Source organism: Mesorhizobium sp. M0815, assembly GCF_040319995.1.
GTDB lineage: Bacteria > Pseudomonadota > Alphaproteobacteria > Rhizobiales > Rhizobiaceae > Mesorhizobium.
Genome location: NZ_JAMYOU010000012.1, coordinates 22,781 through 43,421, shown reverse-complemented (window position 1 = coordinate 43,421; position 20,641 = coordinate 22,781). Strand labels below are relative to the sequence as shown.

Sequence of the window (20,641 nt, the reverse complement as noted above, 5' to 3'; positions counted from 1 at the left end):
GCCCTCGCTTGTCATTCTAACCCAGGCGCACATCGCCTTCTCCTGCGGTTTGCCTATCCAGAATTTCTTCGTTACAAGCTCAACTTAACTTGAGGTCAAGCGGAAAATCGGAGATGGCTGCGGCAACGGAATTAACAGTCGGCCAGGTGGCGATGCGCAGCGGCGTCGCGGTGTCGGCGCTGCATTTCTACGAAGCGCGCGGGCTGATCCGCAGCCACCGTACCGCCGGTAATCAGCGGCGCTACGGCCGCGACGTGCTGAGGCGTGTGGCGATCATAAAGGTGGCGCAGGAGGTCGGCATTTCGTTGGCCGAGATCGGCACAGCACTTCGATCACTGCCTGAAGGCCGAACGCCGACGCGCGAGGACTGGAATCTGCTGTCGACGGCTTGGCGCGACGAACTCGACCAGAAGATTGCCCAGCTCAAGAAGCTGCGCGACGGGCTGACGGACTGCATCGGCTGCGGCTGCATGTCGATTGACAAATGCCCGCTGCGGAACAAGGGCGATCGGCTGAGCACCCGGGGGCCGGGAGCGAGACGGCTGTTGATCGAGCGTTAATCCGCCGCCGGCAGCCGCCTGATGGTGAATTCGATGACGTCGCCCGGCCGCTCGAACCAGCTTTCGATCTCTGTCCAATAGGCCTGCTTGGGAAAACGCTCGAACCACTCTTTCGCCTTGAGGCGCGCGTCGGAGCGCGGCAGCACGAAGGTCTCGCGCAGGAAGCCGTCGCGCGGCATGCGCGCGTTCTCGGCGCGTGAACGGTCGAGCCTCTTCTTCAGGCCATCCAGCGGCGGTCTTGCCGGGGTGCGCACGAAAGAACTCCATTCACACTTGACCCTTGCACCTAAGAGATTAGGGATCGCGGCCGGAAAAGACGAGTCATTTGTCGGGGTACGCCCCGCAACCGGAGACAGGATTTGCAACGACCCGAGATACCGGCGGGGCTGCCAGCCGACATCGAACAGAAGAAGATGAAGGCACGGCTGTGGTTCGAGACGTTGCGCGAGCGCATCTGCGCCAGCTTCGAGCAGATCGAGCAGGACCTGCAGGGGCCGCAGGCCAGCTGGTCGCCCGGTCGCTTCGAAAAGACGCCGTGGCAACGCGATGCCGGCAAGGGCGGCGGCGGCATCATGTCGATGATGCACGGCCGCGTCTTCGAGAAGGTCGGCGTCCACACCTCGACCGTCCATGGCGAGTTCTCGCCCGAATTCAGGAAGCAGATGCCGGGCGCCGAAGAGGACCCGTCCTTCTGGGCGAGCGGCATTTCGCTGATCGCCCATCCGTGGAACCCCAACGTGCCGGCCGTGCATATGAACACGCGCATGGTCGTCACCTCGCGCCAGTGGTTCGGCGGCGGCGCCGACCTGACACCGGTGCTCGACCGCCGCCGCAGCCAGGACGACCCCGACACGATCGCCTTCCACAGGGCGATGCAATTTGCCTGCGAGAAGAACGCGGCGATCGCCGACTACGCGAAATTCAAGGCCTGGTGCGACGAGTACTTCTACCTGCCGCACCGCGACGAGCCACGCGGCACCGGCGGTATCTTCTTCGACTGGCTGCATTCGGGCGAGGACAAAGGCGGCTGGGACGCCGATTTCAACTTCGTCCAGGACGTTGGGCGATCTTTTCTCGTCGTCTACGGACATCTGGTGCGCGCCAACTTCAATGATAACTGGACCGATGGCGACCGTGACGAGCAGCTCATCCGTCGCGGCCGCTATGTCGAATTCAACTTGCTTCACGATCGCGGCACCATCTTCGGGCTGAAGACCGGCGGCAATGTCGCGTCGATCCTGTCCAGCCTGCCGCCTGAGGTGAAATGGCCGTAAAATCTCGGTGAGCGCAACGTGAGCCGCAATCGGGTCCAAATCCCCAGAATTTGACGGCGAATGTGGCGCAACGCGCACCAGAAAATATCTTTTTCGTCTAATATTCTATTGAAAAGATTGGGCTATTTGTCGCGTCGGGCCGGGAAACGCCGGCGGTTCTTTACTCCCGAGCGCCGCGACCCGACGTGACCGGACGGCCCATGATTGAATGGGGCACCTTTCCCAAGCGGGTGCCCGCATTTTCCAGGAGAGCATGCCATGCGCAAGCTTATTATGACCGCAGCCGCCGCTGCCGTTCTCGCCTCTGGTACCGCCGCATTCGCCGCGGTCAAGCACACCACCGGCACGATCAAAAGCTTTGATGGAACGGCGATGAGCCTAGTTCTGGACAACGGAGCCACCTTTACGTTGCCCCAGACCTTCAAGGATCCTGGCCTGAAGGTCGGCGAAAAGGTCCGCGTCACGTGGGATATGAGCGGCAAGGACAAAATTGCCGAGGCAGTCAAGATCGTGAAGTGATGGCCTGCCCGCTGGAGCAAGACAACGTCTTGCCTCGGAGGTAGCGTAAGAGGGCGGAGCAGCGATGCTCCGCCTTTTCGCAATCCGTGCCCTTGAGCACTGCGTGTCGGCTTGGACGCGCGGCGCTCTAAGGCAACCAAAACCGTTCGATCGTGTTATGCTAAGCTGGCCAGCGTGTAACCCGGATACCGGACCCGGTTTCCGGATGCTGCGCAAGATCAAAGGTCTGGAGCTTCCGTGTCAGTGCGCTGCGGCGCTCCAAGGAGGAGATGAGGAGAAGCCGATGAAGGAATTCCATTGCGGGTCGCTCGTACCCGGCTGCGAGTGGCACACACGCGCCGAGGAGGAGGCAGAGGTCATGCGTCGTGCCGTCGAGCATCTGCGCGAGACGCATGGCGAGACGGTGATCCGCGAGACGATGATCGAGGCGATCCGCTCGCGCATCGAAAAGGTCCGCGACGCAGCGTGATGGTTAGGATTGGAGTGCCTCTGCGGCGCGCTTGAGCAGCGCGCCGCGATCAAGCGCAAAACCGGACTCGACCCATTCCTTTTCAAGATTCTTCAACGTTGCACCAAGCTTCGGCCCCGGTGAGGCGCCAAGTGTCGTCAGATCGGCGCCCTTGACCGGAAAAACAGGGCTTTGCCATTTTGCGGCGAAGGCAAGCAGGCGCGAGAAGCCGCCGGCTTCGAGCAGTGCGTCATTGTCTTCGACCGCGCGGGCTCGAGCGGAAGCGAGCGACAGCCGCAACCGATCGACAAAGCCTTGGCGGTCGCCAGAATAGAGCTTTTTCGCCAACTCTCCTTCGGTTGTTTTCGGATCGATGGCAGCTGTCATCGCCCAGTACCGCAGGCGGCTTGCCTCGCTCACGGAAAGCCTCAATCTCTCGGCAAGCGTTTTCATGCGCGCGGCATCCGGCGGCACGATGGCTTCCAGCCTGAGCAGCGGGTCCGGCGCCCAGGCCAGATCCTTCTCGGTCTTGGTCAGCCCGTGGATGGCATCAATGCCCCATTTCTCGCTTTCCGGCAAAACGCCGGTCAGAACGCCGGCCTGGCGCATCCACAGCAGCGCCCGCGACGGATCTGGCGCTGACAGCAATTTCTTCAACTCCCACCAGACGCGCTCGACCGAGAGCTGGTCGAGCCCCTGCTTCAGCCGGGCGCAAGCCTTCAACCCTTCGGCATCCGGCCTGCCGTCCCCATACCAGGCGAAAAAGCGGAAGAAACGCAGGATGCGCAGATAATCCTCGCGGATGCGCGCTTCCGGATCGCCGATGAAGCGCAGCCGCCGCGCTTCGATATCGGCGATACCGCCGACCAGATCGACGACAGTTCCGTCAGCTTCGGCGTAGAGTGCATTGATGGTGAAATCGCGCCGCTCCGCGTCGGCTTTCCAGTCGCGGCCGAACGACACTTTGGCGCGCCGGCCGTCGGTTTCGATATCGGCACGAAGCGTGGTGATTTCATAGGCCTTGCCGTGGGCGACCGCGGTGACGGTGCCATGCTCGATGCCGGTCGGCACCGTCTTGAAGCCTGCCGCCTCGGCGCGCCGGATGGTTTCCTCGGGCACTGTGGTGGTGGCGATGTCGATGTCGGCAACCGGCTGTCCGATAAGCGCATTGCGCACGGCACCGCCGGCGACACGCGCCTCCTCGCCACCGTCGGTCAGCGCGGCGAGGAGGCGCTGCAAGTGGCTTTCGTCGAGCCAGCCGGCCTTGCCCGCGATCGACACCGGATCGCTCACGAATAGAGCCTTTCATAAAGCGTTCGGATGATGCCCGCAGTAACGCCCCAGATGCGCTGGCCGCCATAGGGCATCTCGTAAAAGAACCATTCGAGGTCGTTCCACATGCGGCTGTCCCTGGTGTGGTTGGCGGGGTCCATCAGAAAGCCCAGCGGCACCTCGAAGACGGCATCGACTTCGTCGGAATTCAGCGTCAGGCTGAAACCGGGCCGCACAATCCCGAGCACCGGGGCGATGCGATAGCCGCTGCCGGAGACGTAGTCCGGCATGCGGCCGAGGATCTCGATATGATCCCCATCGAGACCGATCTCCTCGAACGTCTCGCGCAATGCCGCCGCTTCCGGGCTCACATCGGTTGGATCGATGGTTCCGCCGGGGAAAGCCACCTGCCCCGAATGGTTGCGCAGCTTTTCCGCCCGCCGGGTCAAAAGGACCGTGGCCTCGTGGCCATGGTCGACCACCGGGATCAGCACGGCGGCATCGCGCAGCGCCTTGGCCAGTTTCAGCCTGGGATGACCCGGATTGAAGCGGTGGTCGCCAAAATCGTCACCGGCATGCGCCTGCGGCTGCGCCACGACGCGCTGGCGAAACTCGGCGGCGGAAAATGGCACCGGCGTCACCTGATCCATCATAGGCGGTCCATCATGCGCTCAGCCGTTTCAGTTTCTCAGCCGGCATGATCGGATAGACCTCGCCTTTGGAACGGACGGCAAACATCGTCTTGCCGCCGATGTCGATCTCTTCGCCGTGCTCGACCAGCTCGTACATCACTGGCCGCGCCACCAGCGCTTCCAGCCGCCCGCGCACCAGCACATAGGGCTTCAGGCCACCTGTCTCGTCCTCGTCGACGAATCGCAGCGGATGCTCCGCCCCAGCCTCGACCACATCGCCGACATTGGTACGAAAGGTGATGATTTGCCCGTCGCCGGCGCCCGACACATCCATCTCGACGGCGATGAAGGGCGCGTCGGCGACGCGGATGCCGACCTTTTCCACCGGCGTCACCAGATAGGTCTTGCCGTCGTCGTCCTTGCGCAGCACCGAGGAGAAAAGCTGCACCAGCGGCATCCGGCCGATCGGCGTTCCCAGATAGAACCAGGTGCCGTCCTGCTTGATCTCCATGTCGAGATCGCCGCAAAATGCCGGATTCCAGCGTTCCACCGGCGCCGGCCCCTTGCCGGCGCGCGTCGCGCGCGAGACCAGCGCCTCTAGCCCACGCGCCTCGGTCGCGGCCGTCAGGCTCTCTTCACGATGCTCGGCGGCTTCTGTCATGGTCACGAAATAGTCACTGTTGTTCCGCTTGTCAGCCTAAGTCTGTGATTTAAGTTCTTTGCAGGCGCCATGCGAGGCCGAATCGCGGCATTCTGCGGCCCCCAAGGTGCCAAGCGGTATTTCCAACCAGAAGGATCGATGCTGCATGAGCGTTATGATCAAGGAAAGCCCGATCAGCGAAAAGGACATGGTGGCGCAGGCCGAGAAGGCGCTGGCTGACATTTCGAGGGTCCGCGACGGCGTCGGCCGGGTCATCTTCGGCCAGGAAAGCGTCGTCGAGCGCACGCTCGTCGCATTGCTGGCAGGCGGCCATGCACTGCTGGTCGGGGTGCCCGGCCTTGCCAAGACCAAGCTGGTCGAAACGCTAGGCATCGTGCTCGGCCTCGATTCGCGCCGCATCCAGTTCACGCCCGACCTGATGCCATCCGACATTCTCGGCTCAGAGGTGATGGAGCAGGATGAATTCGGCAAGCGTTCGTTCCGCTTCATTTCCGGACCGATCTTCGCGCAACTGCTGATGGCCGACGAGATCAACCGCGCCTCGCCGCGCACCCAGTCGGCGCTGCTGCAGTCGATGCAGGAATACCACGTCACCATTGCCGGCGTGCGCCATGACCTGCCGGCGCCGTTCCATGTTCTGGCGACGCAGAACCCGCTGGAGCAGGAGGGCACCTATCCGCTGCCCGAGGCTCAGCTCGACCGCTTCCTGATGCAGGTCGACATCCTTTACCCCGAGATCGAGGCGGAGCGCCGCATCCTGCTGGAAACCACCGGCATCGAGGATGCCAAGGCCGAAAACGTGCTGCAGCCGACGCGGCTGAAGGACATCCAGACGCTCATCCGCCGCATGCCGGTGCCTGAAAGCGTCGTCGAGGCGATCCTCAAGCTGGTGCGCTCGGCGCGTCCCGGCCAGGGCAACGCCGATACCGACAAGCACGTCGCCTGGGGCCCGGGCCCGCGCGCCAGTCAGGCGCTGACGCTGTGCGCCCGCGCCCGCGCCCTCTATGACGGCCGGCTGGCGCCGTCGGTCGACGATGTCCGCGCACTGGCCGAGCCGGTGCTGCAGCACCGCATGGCGCTGACCTTCGCCGCCCGCGCCGAGGGCACCACGGTACGCGACGTCGTGGCGAAGCTCGCGAAAGGGATTTGATGGCGCGCATCGGTGAAGCGCAGGCACCGACAGCGACGCGCGATGCGCTCGCCAGAGGCCGGTTGCGGGCTTCCCTGGTGCCGGACCTGCTGGTCGAGGCGCGCCGCATCGTCAACACGGTGATTGCCGGCTGGCATGGCCGTCGCAAGCGCGGCATCGGCGAGAATTTTTGGCAGTTCCGGCCCTATGTCGAAGGCGATTCCTCGCGCATCGACTGGCGCCGCTCGGCGCGCGACGACCACACCTATGTCCGCGACCGCGAATGGGAGGCCGCCCATACGGTGTGGCTGTGGGCCGACCCCTCGCCTTCCATGCTCTACAAATCGACCGGAGCCAGCGTTTCCAAGGAGTCGCGCGCTCTGGTGCTGGCGCTGGCCATGGCCGAGCTTTTGTCGCGCAGCGGCGAGCGCATTGCCTGGCCGGGCCTGACCGACCCGTTCACCGCCCGCAATGGCGCCGAGCGCATCGCGGCGCAACTGATGCACGCCGCCGACCTGCCGGCAAAGCCCGACCTGTCCGGCATCCGCCGCTTCTGCGACATCGTCATCGTCAGCGATTTCCTCGACCCGGTTGAGGACACCATAGCCTGGCTGGACGTGCTCGCCCGCCACGGCGTGCGCGCCCATCTGATCGAGGTCGCCGATCCGGCCGAGGAAAGCTTCCCCTATGCGGGGCGCACCGAATTCACCGATCCTGAGACCGGCGACAAGCTGACCGCCGGCCGCGCCGAAATGCTGGGCGAAGAATATCGCCTGCTTTATGCCGCCCGCCGCCAGGAACTGGCCGCGTGGTGCAAACGGCTTGGCTGGAGCTTTACCGTCAATCATACCGACCGCCTTGCCTCCGAGGCGCTGGTGCGCATCCACATGGCGATGACCGCCGAGGGCGCCTTTGCCGGGAGGGCTCGCGCATGAGTTGGCTGCCGCTCTCCTTCGGGGCGCCGATGGTGCTGTGGGGCCTGCTGGCGCTGCCGGTGATCTGGTGGCTTCTGCGGCTGACCCCGCCCAGGCCGCAAACCGAGGTGTTTCCGCCGCTCAGGATTCTCGCCCGCGTGCTGAGGCGCGAAGAAACGCCGCAGCAGAGCCCGTGGTGGCTGACGTTGCTCAGGCTGCTGATGGCCGCGCTTATCGTGGCAGCACTTGCCGAGCCCGTCTTCAACCCGCGCGAAAAGCTGCCGGCCGAGGGCGCTGCCCTGGCGCTGGTGATCGACAATGACTGGGCAAGTGCCGCCGACTGGGGTAAGCGCGTCGCCACCGCCGAGCGGCTGATCGCCGATGCCAATTCGAACGGTGTGCCGGTGCTCATCGCTTTCACCGCCGAGAAGCCGAATGCCGAGATCGGTCCCTTCGATGCCGCTGCCGCGCTCAATCGGCTGCGCGCGGCAAAGCCGCGCCCGATCCCGACCGACCGCCCCGCCGTCTATGCCCGCGTCGCATCAGCCCTGGAGTCGCTGCCGGGCACCAGCGTTGCCGTGCTCGCCGATGGCCTGGCGGCGCAAGGCGACGAAGCCGCCTTCAACACGCTGTTGTCGAAGAACGCAGCACGCGTCGTCTGGGCCGTCTCCGACCGACTGTCGCTGACCGGCCTGACCGGCGCCGATAACCAGGTCGACGGCTTCGCCCTGACCGCCATCCGCGCACCGGGCGATCCGGCACCTGCACAGGTGACGGCCGGCGCCTTCGACGACAAGGGCCGCCGCATCGCCGACGCGACGCTGACCTTTGCCCCGGGCATAACCACCGCCACCGCCACGATGGCGGTGCCGTTCGAACTCCGCAACGACTTCGCCTACATCGCGCTCGATGGCGAACGCCAGGCCGGTGCCGTCCGCGTGCTCGATGAGAGCTCGAAACGCCGCCGCGTCGGGCTGCTGTCGCAGGCCGAGGCCGACCAGGCGCAACCGCTGCTGTCGCCGCTCTACTACATCCGCCGCGCCCTGCAGCCCTTCGCCGATCTCGTCGAGCCGTCCAGCGTCGATCTCGCCGATGCCATCCCGCAACTGCTCGATCAGAAACCGGCGATGATCGTCATGGCCGATGTCGGCACCATTCCGGAACAGGCCCGGGAAAGGCTGGTCGACTGGGTCGACAAGGGCGGCACGCTGGTGCGTTTTGCCGGTTCGCGGCTCGCCGCTGCCGGCAATGACGACGACCTGCTGCCGGTCCGGCTCCGCACAGGCGAGCGCTCGCTGGGCGGCGCGCTGTCATGGACGGCGCCGCAGCCGGTCACCGAATTCCCGAAAACCGGCCCCTTCGCCGACCTCGCGCCGCCCACCGAGGTCACCGTCACCAGGCAGGTGCTGGCCGAACCGACGCCCGATATCGTCGAGCGCACCTGGGCCACCCTTGCCGACGGTACGCCGCTGGTGACCGGGATGAAGAAGGACAAGGGTACGCTCGTGCTGTTCCACGTCACCCCCGAGGCGACATGGTCCAACCTGCCGATCTCCGGCAGCTTCGTCGAGATGCTGCGGCGCATCGTGCAACTGTCGCGCAACCAGGGAGCGGCGGTCGCCAATGCCGAAGCCGCCGCCACGTCGCTGGCACCTTATCGCATGATCGCCGCCGACGGCACGCTGGTGCCGCCGACGCCGGACGCCAGGCCGCTGGTGCCCGGCGCCGGCCCGCTGCCGGTGACGCTGGAAAACCCGCCCGGCCTCTACGGCTCCGAGACGGGGGTATTCGCTCACAATCTGCTCGGTGGCGACAGCGCATTCACGCCGCTGGCCCGGCCTGAGATCACCGTGCCGGTCACCACCGTCCAGTATGCCTTCGACGAGCAGCGCAACCTCAAAGGTCCGCTTGTCACGGCCACCCTGGTGCTGATGGTGCTCGACACGCTTGCCGTATTCTGGATGGGCGGCCTGTTGTCGCGCCGCCCGCGCCGTCCCGGTGCTGCGGCGACGGCAGCCGTCCTGCTGATTGCGCTCGGCGCCTTGATTGGCCACGCGGACGTCGCGCGTGCCGACGACGCCAAACCGGGAGATACGGAGGCGATCGGGGACATTTCAAAGACCCGGATCGCCTATGTGCTGACCGGCGAGCCGGGTGTCGACTCGATCAGCCGCGCCGGGCTCGAAGGCCTGACCCGCTTTCTCATCGAAAAAACCGCGCTCGAACCCGGAGCACCGGCCGGCGTCGACATCTCGAAGGACGAACTGTCCTTCTACCCGCTGATCTACTGGCCGATCGATCCCGCCGCCCCGATGCCGAGCGAGGCCGCCATCGCCCGTATCGACGCCTATATGCAGCAGGGCGGAACGGTCTTGTTCGACACCCGCGACCAGTTCGCCAACGGCATTGGTGCGGATTCGACCAGCCCCGCAACGGAGCGGCTGCGCGACATCCTCGGCAACCTCAACGTGCCACCGCTGGAACCGGTGCCTTCGGACCACGTGCTGACCAAATCCTTCTACATCCTTCCAGAGTTTCCCGGCCGCTTTGCCGGCAGCCCGCTTTGGGTCGAGGCATCGCTCGAAGCCAGCAACACCGAGCACCGCCCGGTGCGCACCGGCGACGGCGTTTCCCCGATCATGATCACCGCCAATGATTTCGCCGGCGCCTGGGCGGTCGACGAGAATGGCGACCCGCTATTGCCGACCGTGCCGTCGGATCCGATGCAGCGCATCTATGCGCTGCGCGCCGGCGTCAACATCATGATGTACATGCTGACCGGCAACTACAAATCCGACCAGGTGCACGTCCCGGTGCTGCTCGAACGGCTGGGGCAATAGACCATGAATTGGTCGCTCGCCTTCGAACCGCTCATCACTTGGCCGCTGCTCGCCGTGGTTCTGTTGCCGCTGCTGCTGCTGGCGCTGGTCGGCCTTTGGTTTCGCCAGCGCGGCGCGATCTTCCGCCTGGCAGCCCTGATTGCGCTGGCTGCGGCGTTGCTCAATCCGGTATTCCTCGACGAAGAGCGCGAGCCGCTGAAAAGTATCGTCGCCGTCGTCGTCGATCGCAGCCAGAGCCAGGATATAGGCGACCGCACCAAGCAGACCGACGCGGCCTTGGCCGGGCTTCAGCAGCGTCTCGGCCGCTTCAAGCAGTTCGACGTCCGTGTCGTCGAAGCCGGCAAGTCCGAAGCCGCCGACGAGCGCACCGAGACGCGGTTGTTTTCCTCGCTCGAAAATGCTTTCCGAGACGTGCCGCCGTCGCGCATTGGCGGCGCCATCATGATCACCGACGGCGAGGTGCATGACGCGCCGCTTGGCGCACCCGACTTCAATGCCCCTCTGCATGCGCTGATTACCGGCAACGACCATGAAAAGGACCGTCGCATCCGCTTCGAGAATGCGCCGCGCTTCGGCCTCGTCGGCAAGCCGCTCGACATGACCTATCGCGTCATCGCCACCAACAACGAAACCGGCCCGGTCGATGTCCGCGTATCGGTCAACGGCGAGCAGGTATCGGTCGAGCACGCCAACATCGGCCAGGCGATGCCGCTGCAGGTGACCATTCCCAGCGCCGGGCGCAACATCGTCGAACTCGCCATCGACCACGAACCGGGCGAACTCACCGATACCAACAACCGCGCCATCGCGCTGATCGACGGCATCCGCGAAAATCTGCGCGTGCTGCTCGTGTCCGGCGAACCACATGCCGGCGAGCGCACCTGGCGCAATTTGCTGAAATCCGACGCTTCGGTCGACCTCGTGCACTTCACCATCCTGCGCCCACCGGAAAAGCAGGACGGCACGCCGATCAACGAGTTGTCGCTGATCGCCTTCCCGACACGCGAGCTGTTCGTCGAGAAGATCAAGGATTTCGACCTGATCATCTTCGACCGCTATCAGCACCGCGACGTGCTGCCGATCCTCTATTACGACTACATTTCCGAATATGTCGAAAAAGGCGGCGCGCTGCTAATCGCGGCAGGCCCCGAATATGCCGGCGAAAGCTCGATCGCCCGCACGCCGCTGATGTCGGCGCTGCCGGCAATGCCGACCGGCGAGGTCATCGACAAGGCCTTCTACCCACGTCTCACCGATACCGGCCAGCGCCATCCGGTCACGCGCGGGCTCGACGGCTCCGCAACCGAGCCGCCGCACTGGAGCCGCTGGTTCCGCACCATCGGCGTCGAGAACCCCGAGGGCGAGGTGGTGATGAAGGGCGCCGACAACCGGCCGCTGCTGCTGCTCGACCGCAAGGGCGAAGGCCGCGTCGGCATGCTTTTGTCCGATCAGGGCTGGCTATGGGCGCGCGGCTTCGAGGGCGGCGGCCCGCATGTCCAGCTCTACCGACGCATCGCCCACTGGCTGATGAAGGAGCCCGAACTCGAGGAGGAGCGGCTGACCGCCGACGGCCGCGGCATGGTGCTTGAAATTCGCCGCCAGACGATGAGCGACGACCCCGGCCCGGCGCAGGTCATCACGCCGTCCGGGAAGGCACTGATCGTCAGGCTCGAGAAATCCGAGCCAGGCGTCTTCCTCGGCAGCGTCGAGACCAGGGAAATCGGTCTCTATCAGGTCGGCAATGGCGACCTGACGGCATTGGCCCATGTCGGGCCTGTCAACGCGCCGGAATTCACCGACGTCGTCTCCACCGAGAACCGGCTGAAACCGCCGGCTGAGGCAACCGGCGGCAGCGTTCGCCGGCTGGCGCCGGCCTCGGCGATTGGCAATCTCACCAGCACTGTCACGCTGCCCTCCATCGTCCCGGTTCGTGCCTCGGGCGCTGCCTCCGGCAACGACTGGATCGGCCTGCGCACCACCGACGACAGCGTGCTCAAGGCCGTCTCGCGCGTGCCGCTGTTCGGCGGCTTCCTCGGCCTCGGCCTGCTGCTTCTGGCGATGGGCTCGATGTGGTACCGCGAAGGACGGTAGTTCCCTTCTCTCTCCCTGCAAACGGGGCGAGGGAGGAGCTCTATTCCTCCGGCTCCGTCGTGAACATCAGCGGGTAGCCCTTGGCCTTGCCGGCATCGGTTGCCCGCGCCGCCTTGGTCTCGGCGACATCCCTGGTGAAGACGGCGACGACACAGACGCCGCGCCGGTGAGCGGTGATCATAACCCTATGTGCCTGGTCTTCACTGAGCTTGAACTCGGCCTTGAGCACCGTCACGACGAATTCGCGCGGCGTGAAGTCGTCATTGACCAGGATGACCTTGTAGAGCTTCGGCCGTTCGACCTTCGGCTTCGTGCTGGTACGGGGTTTTGTCGTGATTTCAGGCATTGGACCGGCAATTGCGTACGACAGCTTTGCGGTCATTTTGACATGGGCAAAAGCGGTCGTCCATTCAACCGCGCGCGATCGGCCGTAGTGTCTGCACGCCAACAAAGATGACCGCTCCAGGCAAATCGCAACTGGAGCGGTCTTCTCATACGGCAGAAGATGTCGCTTGATCAGGCCTTCGGAGCTGCCTTGACCGCGTGCTTCTTGTGCTTCTTGACGGTCTTCTTGGCAGCGACCTTCTTCACGGCCTTGGCCGGCGCAGCGGTCGTCGTTGTCGTCGCAGCCGGGGTGGTGGTCGCGGCATTGGCGCTGCTGGCGCCGAGAACCGGCATCGAGAGGGCCAGCGCGATGGCGAGACCGAGGGCGGAGAGGAGGGACTTTTTCATGGCTTCACTTCCTTTTTGTGCAGATCGGATTGAGTGTCACTGAACGGGATCGATCGGTGTCACTCCAAGCAGCTTCAAAGCGTTCGCGAGCATCCGGATTCCCTGTGCCTGTTTCTTGTTGGCGCAGAACCGGTTTCCCTTTCTTTGAAGTGCTTTCGCCGCGGTGACCTGCGTTGCCGCGGCATGGGTTTCGAGGGCTTCGTCAAACTGGCGGTTCAGATCGATGCAACGCTCGCTGCGGGTGGTCGCCACCTTTGCATCGGCCGCCTTTGAATTGGCCGCCTTTGCATCGGCCAGCTTTGCATCGGCATGTTCGACCGCAGCCGTGACGAGCGAAATGGAAAGCAACGCACCCATCAGACTGATCGAGAACCTTTGCATTGGTCTGTCCGTAATCCCGTAACGCGTGTCGCAGCCGATGACCCGACCGCCACGGCACCACTTATGCCTTTGATTTTTTTCGGCAGTTTTTCCGGATTGTAGAATTTTGTTTCTGGATTGTTTCTGGGCGGCCGGATCAAGCCGCCGATCTCCACTGGCCAACTTATGGCCTGAATTCTATCGTCTGGCTGACGGCCGAAGCACCGCTTGGGCGATCCACAAATGACAGGTTTCCTGTGAAATCCGACCCCCACATACTGATCGTCGACGACGACAAGGGCATTCGCGACCTGCTTCAGGAATTTTTCCAGAAGCGAGGGCTGCATACATCGGTCGCCGCCGACGGCACCGAGATGGAGACCGTGCTGCGCCGCGCCCAGGTCGACCTGATCGTTCTGGACGTCATGCTGCCCGGCAAGAGCGGCCTGGAGCTCTGCCGCGAGTTGCGCGCCAATTATTCGACACCGATCATCATGCTGACCGCGGTCACCGAGACCACCGACCGCGTCGTCGGCCTGGAGATGGGCGCCGACGACTACGTGCCGAAACCCTTCGATCCGCGCGAGCTGCTCGCACGCATTCGTGCCGTCTTGAGGCGTAATGGCACCGCCGAACCACGACGTGCCGCTTCGCGGCAGATCTACCATTTCGCCGGCTGGACGATGGACTGTTCGCGCCGCCGGTTGATGGCGCCCGGCGACGTCAGGATCGAGCTGACGATGGCCGAATTCAATCTGCTGCAGACCTTCGTCAAGAGCGCGCAGCGCGTACTGAGCCGCGAGCAGCTCATCGAGCTGTCCGGCGGCGACAGCGGCTACAGCTTCGACCGCAGCGTCGACATTCTGGTCAGCCGGCTGCGGCGCAAGATGGAGGACGACCCGAAAACGCCGAAGCTGATCCTGACGGTGCGCAGCGGCGGCTATCAGTTCCTGCCTGAGACGACCTCCGAATGAGACGCATTCTGCCGCAAACGCTGCCGGCCTGGGTGCTGCTCATCGTCATCGCCGGCCTGCTGATCAGCCAGATCGCGACCCTCTACATCGTTTCGCGCGACCGTGCCGCCGCCAATGACGTCGTCGATCTCTACCGGCTCAACGACCGCGCCTTCTCGCTGGTACAGCTGATGCATGATGCCACGCCGGAACAGCGCAAGGCGACGGCCTCCGGCTTGTTCAACGCCACTTACGCGCTCACCGTCTCCGGCACGCCCGCTGTTACTTCGTCGATAGCCGGCGACGACGAGCTGGCCGAATTGGAGGACATATTGGTCGGCCGGCTATCGAAGTTCGGCATCACCGACGCGCGGGTCCGCCGCGACCCGGCAACGCACGAAGCCGACGCTCCCGGTGGGACGGTCGCCGGTCCCGATGTTGGCCAGGTCGAGCGCGACCTGCTGGTGCTGGCCGCCGATTTCGCCCAGAGCGACAAGCTGACCGCTTCGCTTCGCTTTGCCGACGGCCAATGGCTGAACTTCACCGAACCGAACACGCCGGCCGGGCCGATACTGAGCTTCGATAGCCTGCCACTCTATGCCTTGATCGCCGGGCTGGTGGTGGCTTCCTCGATCTGGTCGCTGCGCCGGCTGACGGCGCCCTACCGGATGATGGAGACCGCGGTGAAGCGGATCGGCGAGGACCTGAAGAGCCCGCCGATCGCCGAGAGCGGCAGCCGCGAGGTGCGTACCGCGGCGAAGGCGGTCAATGCCATGCAGGCAAGGCTGCGCGCCTATGTCGAGGACCGCGAGCACCTCGCTGCGGCGCTCGCGCACGACCTGCGCACGCCACTGACCAGGATGCGGCTGCGCCTCGAACTGCTCAGGAATTCGACCATTCGCGCCGCACTGGCGCACGACCTCGCCGACATCGAAGGCATTGCCAGCTCGGTCATCGACTTCGCCACTTTCGAAGTGACCGAGGAGAAGAGCGAGAGGATCGATTTCTGGTCGCTCGTCGAATCGGTCGCCGACGGCTACAAAGAGGTCTCGTTCGACAATGACGATGCGCGCTCGCGCGGCCTGATCTGCATAGCGCGGCCGGTCGCGCTGCGGCGCTGCGTCACCAACCTCGTCCAGAATGCGGTGACGTACGGCAAGAAGGCGCATCTCAGCCTGCGCCAATCGGACAGGACCATCACGCTGGCGATCCGCGACGAGGGGCCGGGCATACCGCAGGCCGAGCTCGACGCCGTGTTCGGCTCGTTCGTGCGCCTGGAACAGTCGCGCAACCGCCAGACCGGCGGCCTCGGCCTCGGCCTGACCATAGCCCGCAATATCGCCCGCGGCGCCGGCGGCGAAGTCAGCCTGTCCAACCATCCCGATGGCGGCCTGTTGACGGAGCTGCGCCTGCCGCTGGCGGTTTAGCTTGCGGTATCGGGCTAAGCTGGCGTTCCTTCGCGCCCCCCCTCTGTCCTGCCGGACATCTCCCCCACAGGTGGGGAAATTGGCTGTCGCCGCCGATTTCGCCAACTACAAACGTTGGAGTGTGAGAGCCGTCTGCGAAACCGCCGATCTCCCCCCAAGTGGGGGAGATGTCCGGCAGGACAGAGGGGGGCGCGACAGAACTCGGCGTTGGTCTTGGTTCTCTCCCCAAGGAGAAAAACTACCTTCGAAGCACCGCGCTCAGCACATCCCTGACGCCGATGGCACCGACGAAGCGCGACTGATCGTCGAACAGCGCCACGGGTGCTGTCTGTGAGCGATGCATGGCCAGCATCACCGTCTTCAGCGAGGTGCCGGGATTGGCCCAGAACACCTGCGCCGTCTCCTCCGGCTGAGCCTCGACGTCGGCGCAGGAGACCCACACCGCCGGCTTGCCGTCGCGCTCGGCCGCCGCCACCAGCCCATGCTCGTCGATCTTGAAGCGCGTCGTCTTGCGGCGGTCGAGCCACACCCAGCCGTTTTCGCCATGTTCGAGGTCGCGGCGGTCGCGCATGACGTTCCAGGCGGTCAGCACCGAGAGCGGGTTCACATTGGCGATGAAGTCGCGGACATAGTCGTTGGCAGGCCGCAGCACGATGTCTTCCGGCGCGCCGGTCTGCACGATGCGCCCGCCCTCCATGATGGTGATGTGGGTGCCGATCTTCAGCGCCTCCTCGAGGTCGTGGCTGACGAAGATGATGGTCTTCTTCAGTTCGGCCTGAAGCTGCAGCAGCTCGTCCTGCAGCTTGGTCCGGATCAGCGGATCGAGCGCCGAGAACGGCTCGTCCATCAGCAGGATCGGCGCCTCGGTGGCGAAGGCGCGCGCCAGGCCGACGCGCTGCTGCATGCCGCCGGAAAGCTCATGCGCGTATTTCTTCGACCACTGGTCGAGATGAACCAGCTTCAGCTGTTTGCTCACCCGCTCCTTGCGCTCGGCTTCCGGTACGCCGGCGAGCTCGAGGCCAAGGCCGACATTTTCCTCCACTGTGCGCCAAGGCAGCAGGCCGAACTGCTGGAACACCATTGCCACCTGCTTTTGCCGCAACCGCCGAAGCGTCGCCTCGTCGCAGGTGACGACGTCGACCGTACCATCGCCGTCCTTGACCAGCACCTGGCCGCGCGAGACGACGTTCAGCCGGTTGAGGGCTCTGAGCAGCGTCGATTTGCCGGAGCCGGACAGGCCCATCAGCACCGAAATCTCACCCTCGTGCACGGTGAGGCTGGCACCGGCACAGCCCAGCACGTTACCGGTCTGTTCGAGGATCTCGGCACGGGTGGCGCCGCTGTCGATCAGCGCCAGCGAACCGGCCTGGTCGGCGCCAAAGACGATGTCGACATTCCTGAAATCGACGGCGACGGTCATTTCTTGCCTCCCACGCCGATGCGCGTCATTCGATCAAGCACGATGGCGAGCACGACGATGGCCAGACCTGCCTCAAGCCCGAGGTCGATCCGGCGCGACCCGAGCGCCCGGTTGATTTCTGTGCCGAGGCCGCCGGCGCCGATCAGGGCGGCGAACACCACCATCGACAGCGACAACATGATCGATTGGGTCAGCCCAGCCATGATGGTCGGCAGTGCCGAAGGCAGCTCGACCTTCCACAGCAGCTGGCGCTTGGTGGCGCCGAACGCTTCGCCCGCCTCGACGATCGATTTCGGCACCGAGGTGACGCCGAGATGGGTGAGCCGAACCGAGGTCGGGATGACGAAGATGATGGTGACGATCAGGCCGGGCGCGTTGCCGAGGCCGAACAGGGTCAGCACCGGGATCAGGTAGACGAAGGTCGGCAGCGTCTGCATCAGGTCGAGCACCGGCAGCATGACGCGATAGATCTTCGGCTTGTGCGCGGCCCAGATGCCGAGCGGCACGCCAATGGCCATCGAGACGGCGGCGGCGGCAACGACCAGCACCAGCGTCTCCACTGTCTGCTTCCACAGGTTCTGGTTGAGGATGAACAGCAACCCGATGAACACCGCCAAAGCAAGGCCTTTCGAACGCTGCAGGAAATAGGCGAGCAAAGCGATCAGGGCGATCAGCAGAACCGGCGGCAGCAACAGCAACCCGTCGACGATGCCATCGAGCAGGAAGTTGAGGCTGTTGGAGAAAGCCCTGAAGACGGTGTCGAAATTGTCGGTGAGAAAGCCGAAAAACGCCTTCCCCCACGCGCCTACGGGGATCTTGTAGCTGACCAGGAATTTGGAGATCGGATCCATCTAGCCCCTCTTCTGCCGGCGCCGTCCTTTGCCGGACGGTCATCTTGTCACAGGATATGAAAAAGGGCAGCCATTTCTACCGTGGCTGCCCCTTGTCTCGTCATGCCAGATGGTCGGGTCAGCTTCCGAGCGCTGTTTTCACCGCTGCCGCCGCGTCGCCGCCGTCGAAGGTGGTGACGCCGGCGATCCAGGGAGCAACCGCGTCCGGGTGCTTCTTCAGCCAGTCGGTCGCGACCGTATTGGCGTCGCCACCCTTCAGGATCGCGTCCATCATCTCGCCTTCCATGTCCAGGTTGAACTTCAGGTTGGTGATGAACTTGCCGGCATTCGGGCACTCGGTCGTATAGCCCTTGCGCACGATCGTATGCACGGTGGCGGCGCCGAAGCCAGTGTCGCCCATGCCGTCGAGATAGGTGATCTTCATGGCGCCCATCACCGGATGCGGCGTCCAGCCGAGGAAAGCGATCCATTCATTGTTTTTGATCGACTGCTCGGCCTGGGTGAGCATGCCGGCTTCGGAGGATTCGACCAGCTCGAAGCCTTCGAGATTGTCGGCCGGGTTCTTGATCATGTCGAGGATGATGCGGTTGCCGTCATTGCCGGCCTCGATGCCGTAGATCTTGCCGTCGAACTTGTCCTTGAACTTGCCGAGATCTGTCAGCGTTTTGACGCCGGCGTCGGCGACATAGGTCGGCACGACGATGCCGTAGCCGGCACCGCTCAAATTCTCGCTCACGGTCTCGATCGAGCCTTCTGCGGTGTAGTCCTTGATGTCGTTGGTCATCGACGGCATCCAGTTGCCGAGGAAGACATCGAGGTCCTTGTTCTTCAGCGACGCCATCGTCACCGGCACCGAAAGCTGGATTACCTGCGGCTCGTAGCCGAGCGCGGTGAGCAGCACCGAGGCTATGCCGGTTGTCGCCTGGATGTCGGTCCAGCCGACATCGGACATGCGCACCGTCTTGCAGCTTTCCGGATCGCCGGCGAAGGCCGCAGTCGTGGATAGAAAAGCCGCCAGGCCGAGACCGGCGACGAATGAATTCATGCGCGACATCAAAATTCTCCCATTTCAGTTCTCGGTGAAGCGAAGTGGCGGTTTTATCTCCACCTTTGTTCCGTCAGCCAAACACCATTCTGCTGCGGTTTCAAGCACTAAGGCAACCACGATCAACGGCGCAGGCTGGTCGATCAACGACACGCCCGCCGCTTTCCGGATGGAAGTCGTCTTTTCCCGGTGGAATGTAGGCGCTCCCCCTCCCCGCTTTGTTGCAACTCGGCTTAAAAGGACGGCATGGCCAAGCTGTACTTCCACTATGCAACGATGAATGCCGGCAAGACGACGATGTTGTTGCAGGCCTCGTATAATTACCGCGAGCGCGGCATGACGACGATGCTGTTCATCGCCGGCCACTATCGCAAGGGCGATACCGGGCTGATCTCGTCGCGTATCGGCCTGGAGACGGAAGCCGAGATGTTCCGCGACGGCGACGACCTATTCGCCCGGGTCGCCGAGCATCATGACCACGCCACGGTCCATTGTGTCTTTATCGATGAGGCGCAGTTCCTCGAAGAGGAGCAGGTCTGGCAACTCGCCCGCATCGCCGACCGGCTGAACATCCCGGTCATGTGCTACGGCCTGCGCACCGATTTCCAAGGCAAGCTGTTTTCCGGCTCGCGCGCCCTGCTGGCGATCGCCGACGACCTGCGCGAGGTGCGCACCATCTGCCGCTGCGGCCGCAAGGCGACGATGGTGGTGCGCCTCGGCGCCGACGGCAAGGTGGCCAAACAGGGCGAACAAGTGGCGATCGGCAAGGACGTCTATGTCTCGCTCTGCCGCCGCCATTGGGAAGAGGAAATGGGCCGCGCCGCCCCAGACGATTTCATCGGCTTCACCAAAGCCTAAACCAGCGCTATTGCTTTCATCCGACGTCCCGGCTGACATTCGTTCCGCAATCGCGCCATTGCGGCCTTTGTTGAGCGTGCTGCCTATTTTGATCCACTGCCAGAGCCGTCGGGAGTTCCCATGCTTCGAGTAATTTCGTCTGCAACTGCTTTCCTCATTGCCGGCATCGTTGCCGCGCATGCCGACGGCGATGCTGCTCTCGGCAAGAAGGTCTTCAACAGATGCATGGTCTGTCACGAGGCAACGAGCGACCGCGACAAGGTCGGCCCGCATCTGCTTGGTGTCGTCGGCCGCACCGCCGGCACCGCGGACAGTTATCTCAGCCGTTACTCGCAGGCGATGAAGGATGCCGGCGCCGCCGGTTTGGTCTGGGACGAAGCAAACCTTGCCGAATACCTGCGCGCGCCCCGGCAGAAGGTCCCCGGCAACAAAATGGCCTTCTCCGGCCTGACCAGCGACGAGGACATCGCCAACGTCATCGCCTACCTCAAAGCCGATCCCAAGCCTTGAGCGTCGCTCCCGAGCAAAAATCCAGCCGAGGTCGAAGCGGTGCCTGACCGGCCGGCAGTTACAGCGTAATCATGGCTTGATTATCCTGCAGTCGCCTCCTGAAATTCTTTGTTTTCCTGTAATCCCATGTCTTCCGTCTTTCATT

General features: G+C 64.1%; 23 protein-coding genes. 12 read left to right on the top strand and 11 right to left on the bottom strand.

Annotation, left to right across the window (positions count from 1 at the left end; genetic code table 11):
* Nucleotides 1-113 precede the first annotated feature (113 nt).
* Entirely contained in the window at nucleotides 114-560 is a 447-nt protein-coding gene (gene soxR, locus NKI01_RS15255) for a redox-sensitive transcriptional activator SoxR (RefSeq protein ID WP_023719213.1), read from the top strand.
* On the opposite strand, the gene NKI01_RS15250 is transcribed toward soxR, so the two are convergent.
* Nucleotides 557-814: a hypothetical protein gene (locus NKI01_RS15250; protein ID WP_023679487.1), complete on the bottom strand. Its 258-nt coding sequence runs from the start codon at nucleotides 812-814 to the stop codon at nucleotides 557-559. The genes soxR and NKI01_RS15250 overlap by 4 nt on opposite strands.
* A 105-nt stretch (nucleotides 815-919) precedes the next feature.
* On the opposite strand from NKI01_RS15250, the gene hemF reads away from it, so the two are divergent.
* The 3 genes from hemF to NKI01_RS15235 all read left to right on the top strand — a co-directional run bounded on the left by hemF (nucleotide 920) and on the right by NKI01_RS15235 (nucleotide 2,822).
* Nucleotides 920-1,834 carry an oxygen-dependent coproporphyrinogen oxidase gene (gene hemF / locus NKI01_RS15245; protein ID WP_352912542.1) on the top strand — a complete coding sequence of 305 codons (915 nt, stop codon included), beginning with the start codon at nucleotides 920-922 and terminating at the stop codon, nucleotides 1,832-1,834.
* 258 nt (nucleotides 1,835-2,092) lie between these two features.
* Nucleotides 2,093-2,353: a DUF1344 domain-containing protein gene (locus tag NKI01_RS15240; RefSeq protein WP_023679489.1), complete on the top strand. Its 261-nt coding sequence runs from the start codon at nucleotides 2,093-2,095 to the stop codon at nucleotides 2,351-2,353.
* Nucleotides 2,354-2,636: 283 nt separating this feature from the next.
* Nucleotides 2,637-2,822 (top strand): DUF1059 domain-containing protein, encoded by a 186-nt coding sequence (locus tag NKI01_RS15235; protein ID WP_023679490.1) that lies wholly within the window; start codon nucleotides 2,637-2,639, stop codon nucleotides 2,820-2,822.
* Between the two features lie 3 nt (nucleotides 2,823-2,825).
* Here NKI01_RS15235 and NKI01_RS15230 read toward each other — a convergent pair whose 3' ends face one another.
* From NKI01_RS15230 to NKI01_RS15220, 3 genes are read right to left on the bottom strand one after another with little or no spacing between them, the layout of a single operon-like run.
* Entirely contained in the window at nucleotides 2,826-4,094 is a 1,269-nt protein-coding gene (locus NKI01_RS15230) for a CCA tRNA nucleotidyltransferase (protein WP_352963740.1), read from the bottom strand.
* Complete coding sequence (locus tag NKI01_RS15225; protein ID WP_023719217.1) at nucleotides 4,091-4,723, bottom strand: CoA pyrophosphatase; 633 nt, start codon at nucleotides 4,721-4,723, stop codon at nucleotides 4,091-4,093. Before NKI01_RS15225 ends, NKI01_RS15230 begins: the two co-directional genes overlap by 4 nt.
* Nucleotides 4,724-4,736: 13 nt before the next feature.
* Complete coding sequence (locus tag NKI01_RS15220) at nucleotides 4,737-5,366, bottom strand: DUF1285 domain-containing protein (RefSeq protein WP_023719218.1); 630 nt, start codon at nucleotides 5,364-5,366, stop codon at nucleotides 4,737-4,739.
* Nucleotides 5,367-5,511: 145 nt separating this feature from the next.
* Here NKI01_RS15220 and NKI01_RS15215 point away from each other — a divergent pair, with 145 nt between their 5' ends.
* From NKI01_RS15215 to NKI01_RS15200, 4 genes are read left to right on the top strand one after another with little or no spacing between them, the layout of a single operon-like run.
* Nucleotides 5,512-6,516, top strand: coding sequence for an AAA family ATPase (locus NKI01_RS15215; RefSeq protein WP_023719219.1), 1,005 nt, complete (start codon nucleotides 5,512-5,514; stop codon nucleotides 6,514-6,516).
* Nucleotides 6,516-7,430 carry a DUF58 domain-containing protein gene (locus tag NKI01_RS15210; RefSeq protein WP_352546818.1) on the top strand — a complete coding sequence of 305 codons (915 nt, stop codon included), beginning with the start codon at nucleotides 6,516-6,518 and terminating at the stop codon, nucleotides 7,428-7,430. The genes NKI01_RS15215 and NKI01_RS15210 overlap by 1 nt, the downstream gene beginning before the upstream one ends.
* Nucleotides 7,427-10,249, top strand: a complete 2,823-nt coding sequence (locus NKI01_RS15205; protein WP_023719221.1) for a DUF4159 domain-containing protein — start codon at nucleotides 7,427-7,429, stop codon at nucleotides 10,247-10,249. The genes NKI01_RS15210 and NKI01_RS15205 overlap by 4 nt, the downstream gene beginning before the upstream one ends.
* A gap of 3 nt (nucleotides 10,250-10,252) precedes the next feature.
* Nucleotides 10,253-12,340, top strand: a complete 2,088-nt coding sequence (locus tag NKI01_RS15200; RefSeq protein ID WP_352963738.1) for a hypothetical protein — start codon at nucleotides 10,253-10,255, stop codon at nucleotides 12,338-12,340.
* A 40-nt stretch (nucleotides 12,341-12,380) separates the two neighbouring features.
* Here the strand turns inward: NKI01_RS15200 and clpS are convergent, their stop codons facing one another.
* From clpS to NKI01_RS15185, 3 genes are all read right to left on the bottom strand, one after another.
* Entirely contained in the window at nucleotides 12,381-12,686 is a 306-nt protein-coding gene (clpS, locus tag NKI01_RS15195) for an ATP-dependent Clp protease adapter ClpS (protein WP_023719223.1), read from the bottom strand.
* A 170-nt stretch (nucleotides 12,687-12,856) separates the two neighbouring features.
* Nucleotides 12,857-13,072 carry a hypothetical protein gene (locus tag NKI01_RS15190; RefSeq protein WP_023719224.1) on the bottom strand — a complete coding sequence of 72 codons (216 nt, stop codon included), beginning with the start codon at nucleotides 13,070-13,072 and terminating at the stop codon, nucleotides 12,857-12,859.
* Between the two features lie 36 nt (nucleotides 13,073-13,108).
* Complete coding sequence (locus tag NKI01_RS15185; RefSeq protein ID WP_023719225.1) at nucleotides 13,109-13,453, bottom strand: hypothetical protein; 345 nt, start codon at nucleotides 13,451-13,453, stop codon at nucleotides 13,109-13,111.
* A 236-nt stretch (nucleotides 13,454-13,689) separates the two neighbouring features.
* Between NKI01_RS15185 and NKI01_RS15180 the strand changes: the two genes are divergently transcribed.
* Together NKI01_RS15180 and NKI01_RS15175 are read left to right on the top strand one after the other, a co-directional pair.
* Nucleotides 13,690-14,406 (top strand): response regulator, encoded by a 717-nt coding sequence (locus NKI01_RS15180; protein ID WP_023719226.1) that lies wholly within the window; start codon nucleotides 13,690-13,692, stop codon nucleotides 14,404-14,406.
* On the top strand, nucleotides 14,403-15,812 hold the full coding sequence (locus tag NKI01_RS15175; RefSeq protein WP_352963735.1) for an ATP-binding protein: 1,410 nt from the start codon (nucleotides 14,403-14,405) through the stop codon (nucleotides 15,810-15,812). The genes NKI01_RS15180 and NKI01_RS15175 overlap by 4 nt, the downstream gene beginning before the upstream one ends.
* A gap of 238 nt (nucleotides 15,813-16,050) precedes the next feature.
* On the opposite strand, the gene choV is transcribed toward NKI01_RS15175, so the two are convergent.
* From choV to NKI01_RS15155, 4 genes are all read right to left on the bottom strand, one after another.
* On the bottom strand, nucleotides 16,051-17,232 hold the full coding sequence (gene choV, locus NKI01_RS15170; protein WP_352963733.1) for a choline ABC transporter ATP-binding protein: 1,182 nt from the start codon (nucleotides 17,230-17,232) through the stop codon (nucleotides 16,051-16,053).
* Complete coding sequence (choW, locus tag NKI01_RS15165) at nucleotides 17,229-18,083, bottom strand: choline ABC transporter permease subunit (protein WP_352640762.1); 855 nt, start codon at nucleotides 18,081-18,083, stop codon at nucleotides 17,229-17,231. Before choW ends, choV begins: the two co-directional genes overlap by 4 nt.
* 118 nt (nucleotides 18,084-18,201) lie before the next feature.
* Complete coding sequence (locus NKI01_RS15160; protein ID WP_023719231.1) at nucleotides 18,202-19,137, bottom strand: choline ABC transporter substrate-binding protein; 936 nt, start codon at nucleotides 19,135-19,137, stop codon at nucleotides 18,202-18,204.
* Between the two features lie 15 nt (nucleotides 19,138-19,152).
* Nucleotides 19,153-19,281, bottom strand: a complete 129-nt coding sequence (locus tag NKI01_RS15155; protein WP_280940418.1) for a hypothetical protein — start codon at nucleotides 19,279-19,281, stop codon at nucleotides 19,153-19,155.
* A 93-nt stretch (nucleotides 19,282-19,374) separates the two neighbouring features.
* Here NKI01_RS15155 and NKI01_RS15150 point away from each other — a divergent pair, with 93 nt between their 5' ends.
* Both NKI01_RS15150 and NKI01_RS15145 read left to right on the top strand, forming a co-directional pair.
* Nucleotides 19,375-19,986 carry a thymidine kinase gene (locus NKI01_RS15150; RefSeq protein WP_023719232.1) on the top strand — a complete coding sequence of 204 codons (612 nt, stop codon included), beginning with the start codon at nucleotides 19,375-19,377 and terminating at the stop codon, nucleotides 19,984-19,986.
* A 120-nt stretch (nucleotides 19,987-20,106) separates the two neighbouring features.
* Nucleotides 20,107-20,496: a c-type cytochrome gene (locus NKI01_RS15145; RefSeq protein ID WP_023719233.1), complete on the top strand. Its 390-nt coding sequence runs from the start codon at nucleotides 20,107-20,109 to the stop codon at nucleotides 20,494-20,496.
* The last annotated feature ends 145 nt before the right edge of the window (nucleotides 20,497-20,641 follow it).

What these genes read in the sequence shown, in the direction of transcription:
- soxR (WP_023719213.1), top strand. Translation starts at nt 114, where the DNA reads ATGGCTGCGGCAACGGAATTAACAGTCGGCCAGGTGGCGATGCGCAGC.
- NKI01_RS15240 (WP_023679489.1), top strand. Translation starts at nt 2,093, where the DNA reads ATGCGCAAGCTTATTATGACCGCAGCCGCCGCTGCCGTTCTCGCCTCT.
- NKI01_RS15235 (WP_023679490.1), top strand. Translation starts at nt 2,637, where the DNA reads ATGAAGGAATTCCATTGCGGGTCGCTCGTACCCGGCTGCGAGTGGCAC.
- NKI01_RS15225 (WP_023719217.1), bottom strand. Translation starts at nt 4,723, where the DNA reads ATGGATCAGGTGACGCCGGTGCCATTTTCCGCCGCCGAGTTTCGCCAG.
- NKI01_RS15220 (WP_023719218.1), bottom strand. Translation starts at nt 5,366, where the DNA reads ATGACAGAAGCCGCCGAGCATCGTGAAGAGAGCCTGACGGCCGCGACC.
- NKI01_RS15215 (WP_023719219.1), top strand. Translation starts at nt 5,512, where the DNA reads ATGAGCGTTATGATCAAGGAAAGCCCGATCAGCGAAAAGGACATGGTG.
- NKI01_RS15210 (WP_352546818.1), top strand. Translation starts at nt 6,516, where the DNA reads ATGGCGCGCATCGGTGAAGCGCAGGCACCGACAGCGACGCGCGATGCG.
- NKI01_RS15205 (WP_023719221.1), top strand. Translation starts at nt 7,427, where the DNA reads ATGAGTTGGCTGCCGCTCTCCTTCGGGGCGCCGATGGTGCTGTGGGGC.
- NKI01_RS15200 (WP_352963738.1), top strand. Translation starts at nt 10,253, where the DNA reads ATGAATTGGTCGCTCGCCTTCGAACCGCTCATCACTTGGCCGCTGCTC.
- clpS (WP_023719223.1), bottom strand. Translation starts at nt 12,686, where the DNA reads ATGCCTGAAATCACGACAAAACCCCGTACCAGCACGAAGCCGAAGGTC.
- NKI01_RS15190 (WP_023719224.1), bottom strand. Translation starts at nt 13,072, where the DNA reads ATGAAAAAGTCCCTCCTCTCCGCCCTCGGTCTCGCCATCGCGCTGGCC.
- NKI01_RS15185 (WP_023719225.1), bottom strand. Translation starts at nt 13,453, where the DNA reads ATGCAAAGGTTCTCGATCAGTCTGATGGGTGCGTTGCTTTCCATTTCG.
- NKI01_RS15175 (WP_352963735.1), top strand. Translation starts at nt 14,403, where the DNA reads ATGAGACGCATTCTGCCGCAAACGCTGCCGGCCTGGGTGCTGCTCATC.
- choV (WP_352963733.1), bottom strand. Translation starts at nt 17,232, where the DNA reads ATGACCGTCGCCGTCGATTTCAGGAATGTCGACATCGTCTTTGGCGCC.
- choW (WP_352640762.1), bottom strand. Translation starts at nt 18,083, where the DNA reads ATGGATCCGATCTCCAAATTCCTGGTCAGCTACAAGATCCCCGTAGGC.
- NKI01_RS15160 (WP_023719231.1), bottom strand. Translation starts at nt 19,137, where the DNA reads ATGTCGCGCATGAATTCATTCGTCGCCGGTCTCGGCCTGGCGGCTTTT.
- NKI01_RS15150 (WP_023719232.1), top strand. Translation starts at nt 19,375, where the DNA reads ATGGCCAAGCTGTACTTCCACTATGCAACGATGAATGCCGGCAAGACG.
- NKI01_RS15145 (WP_023719233.1), top strand. Translation starts at nt 20,107, where the DNA reads ATGCTTCGAGTAATTTCGTCTGCAACTGCTTTCCTCATTGCCGGCATC.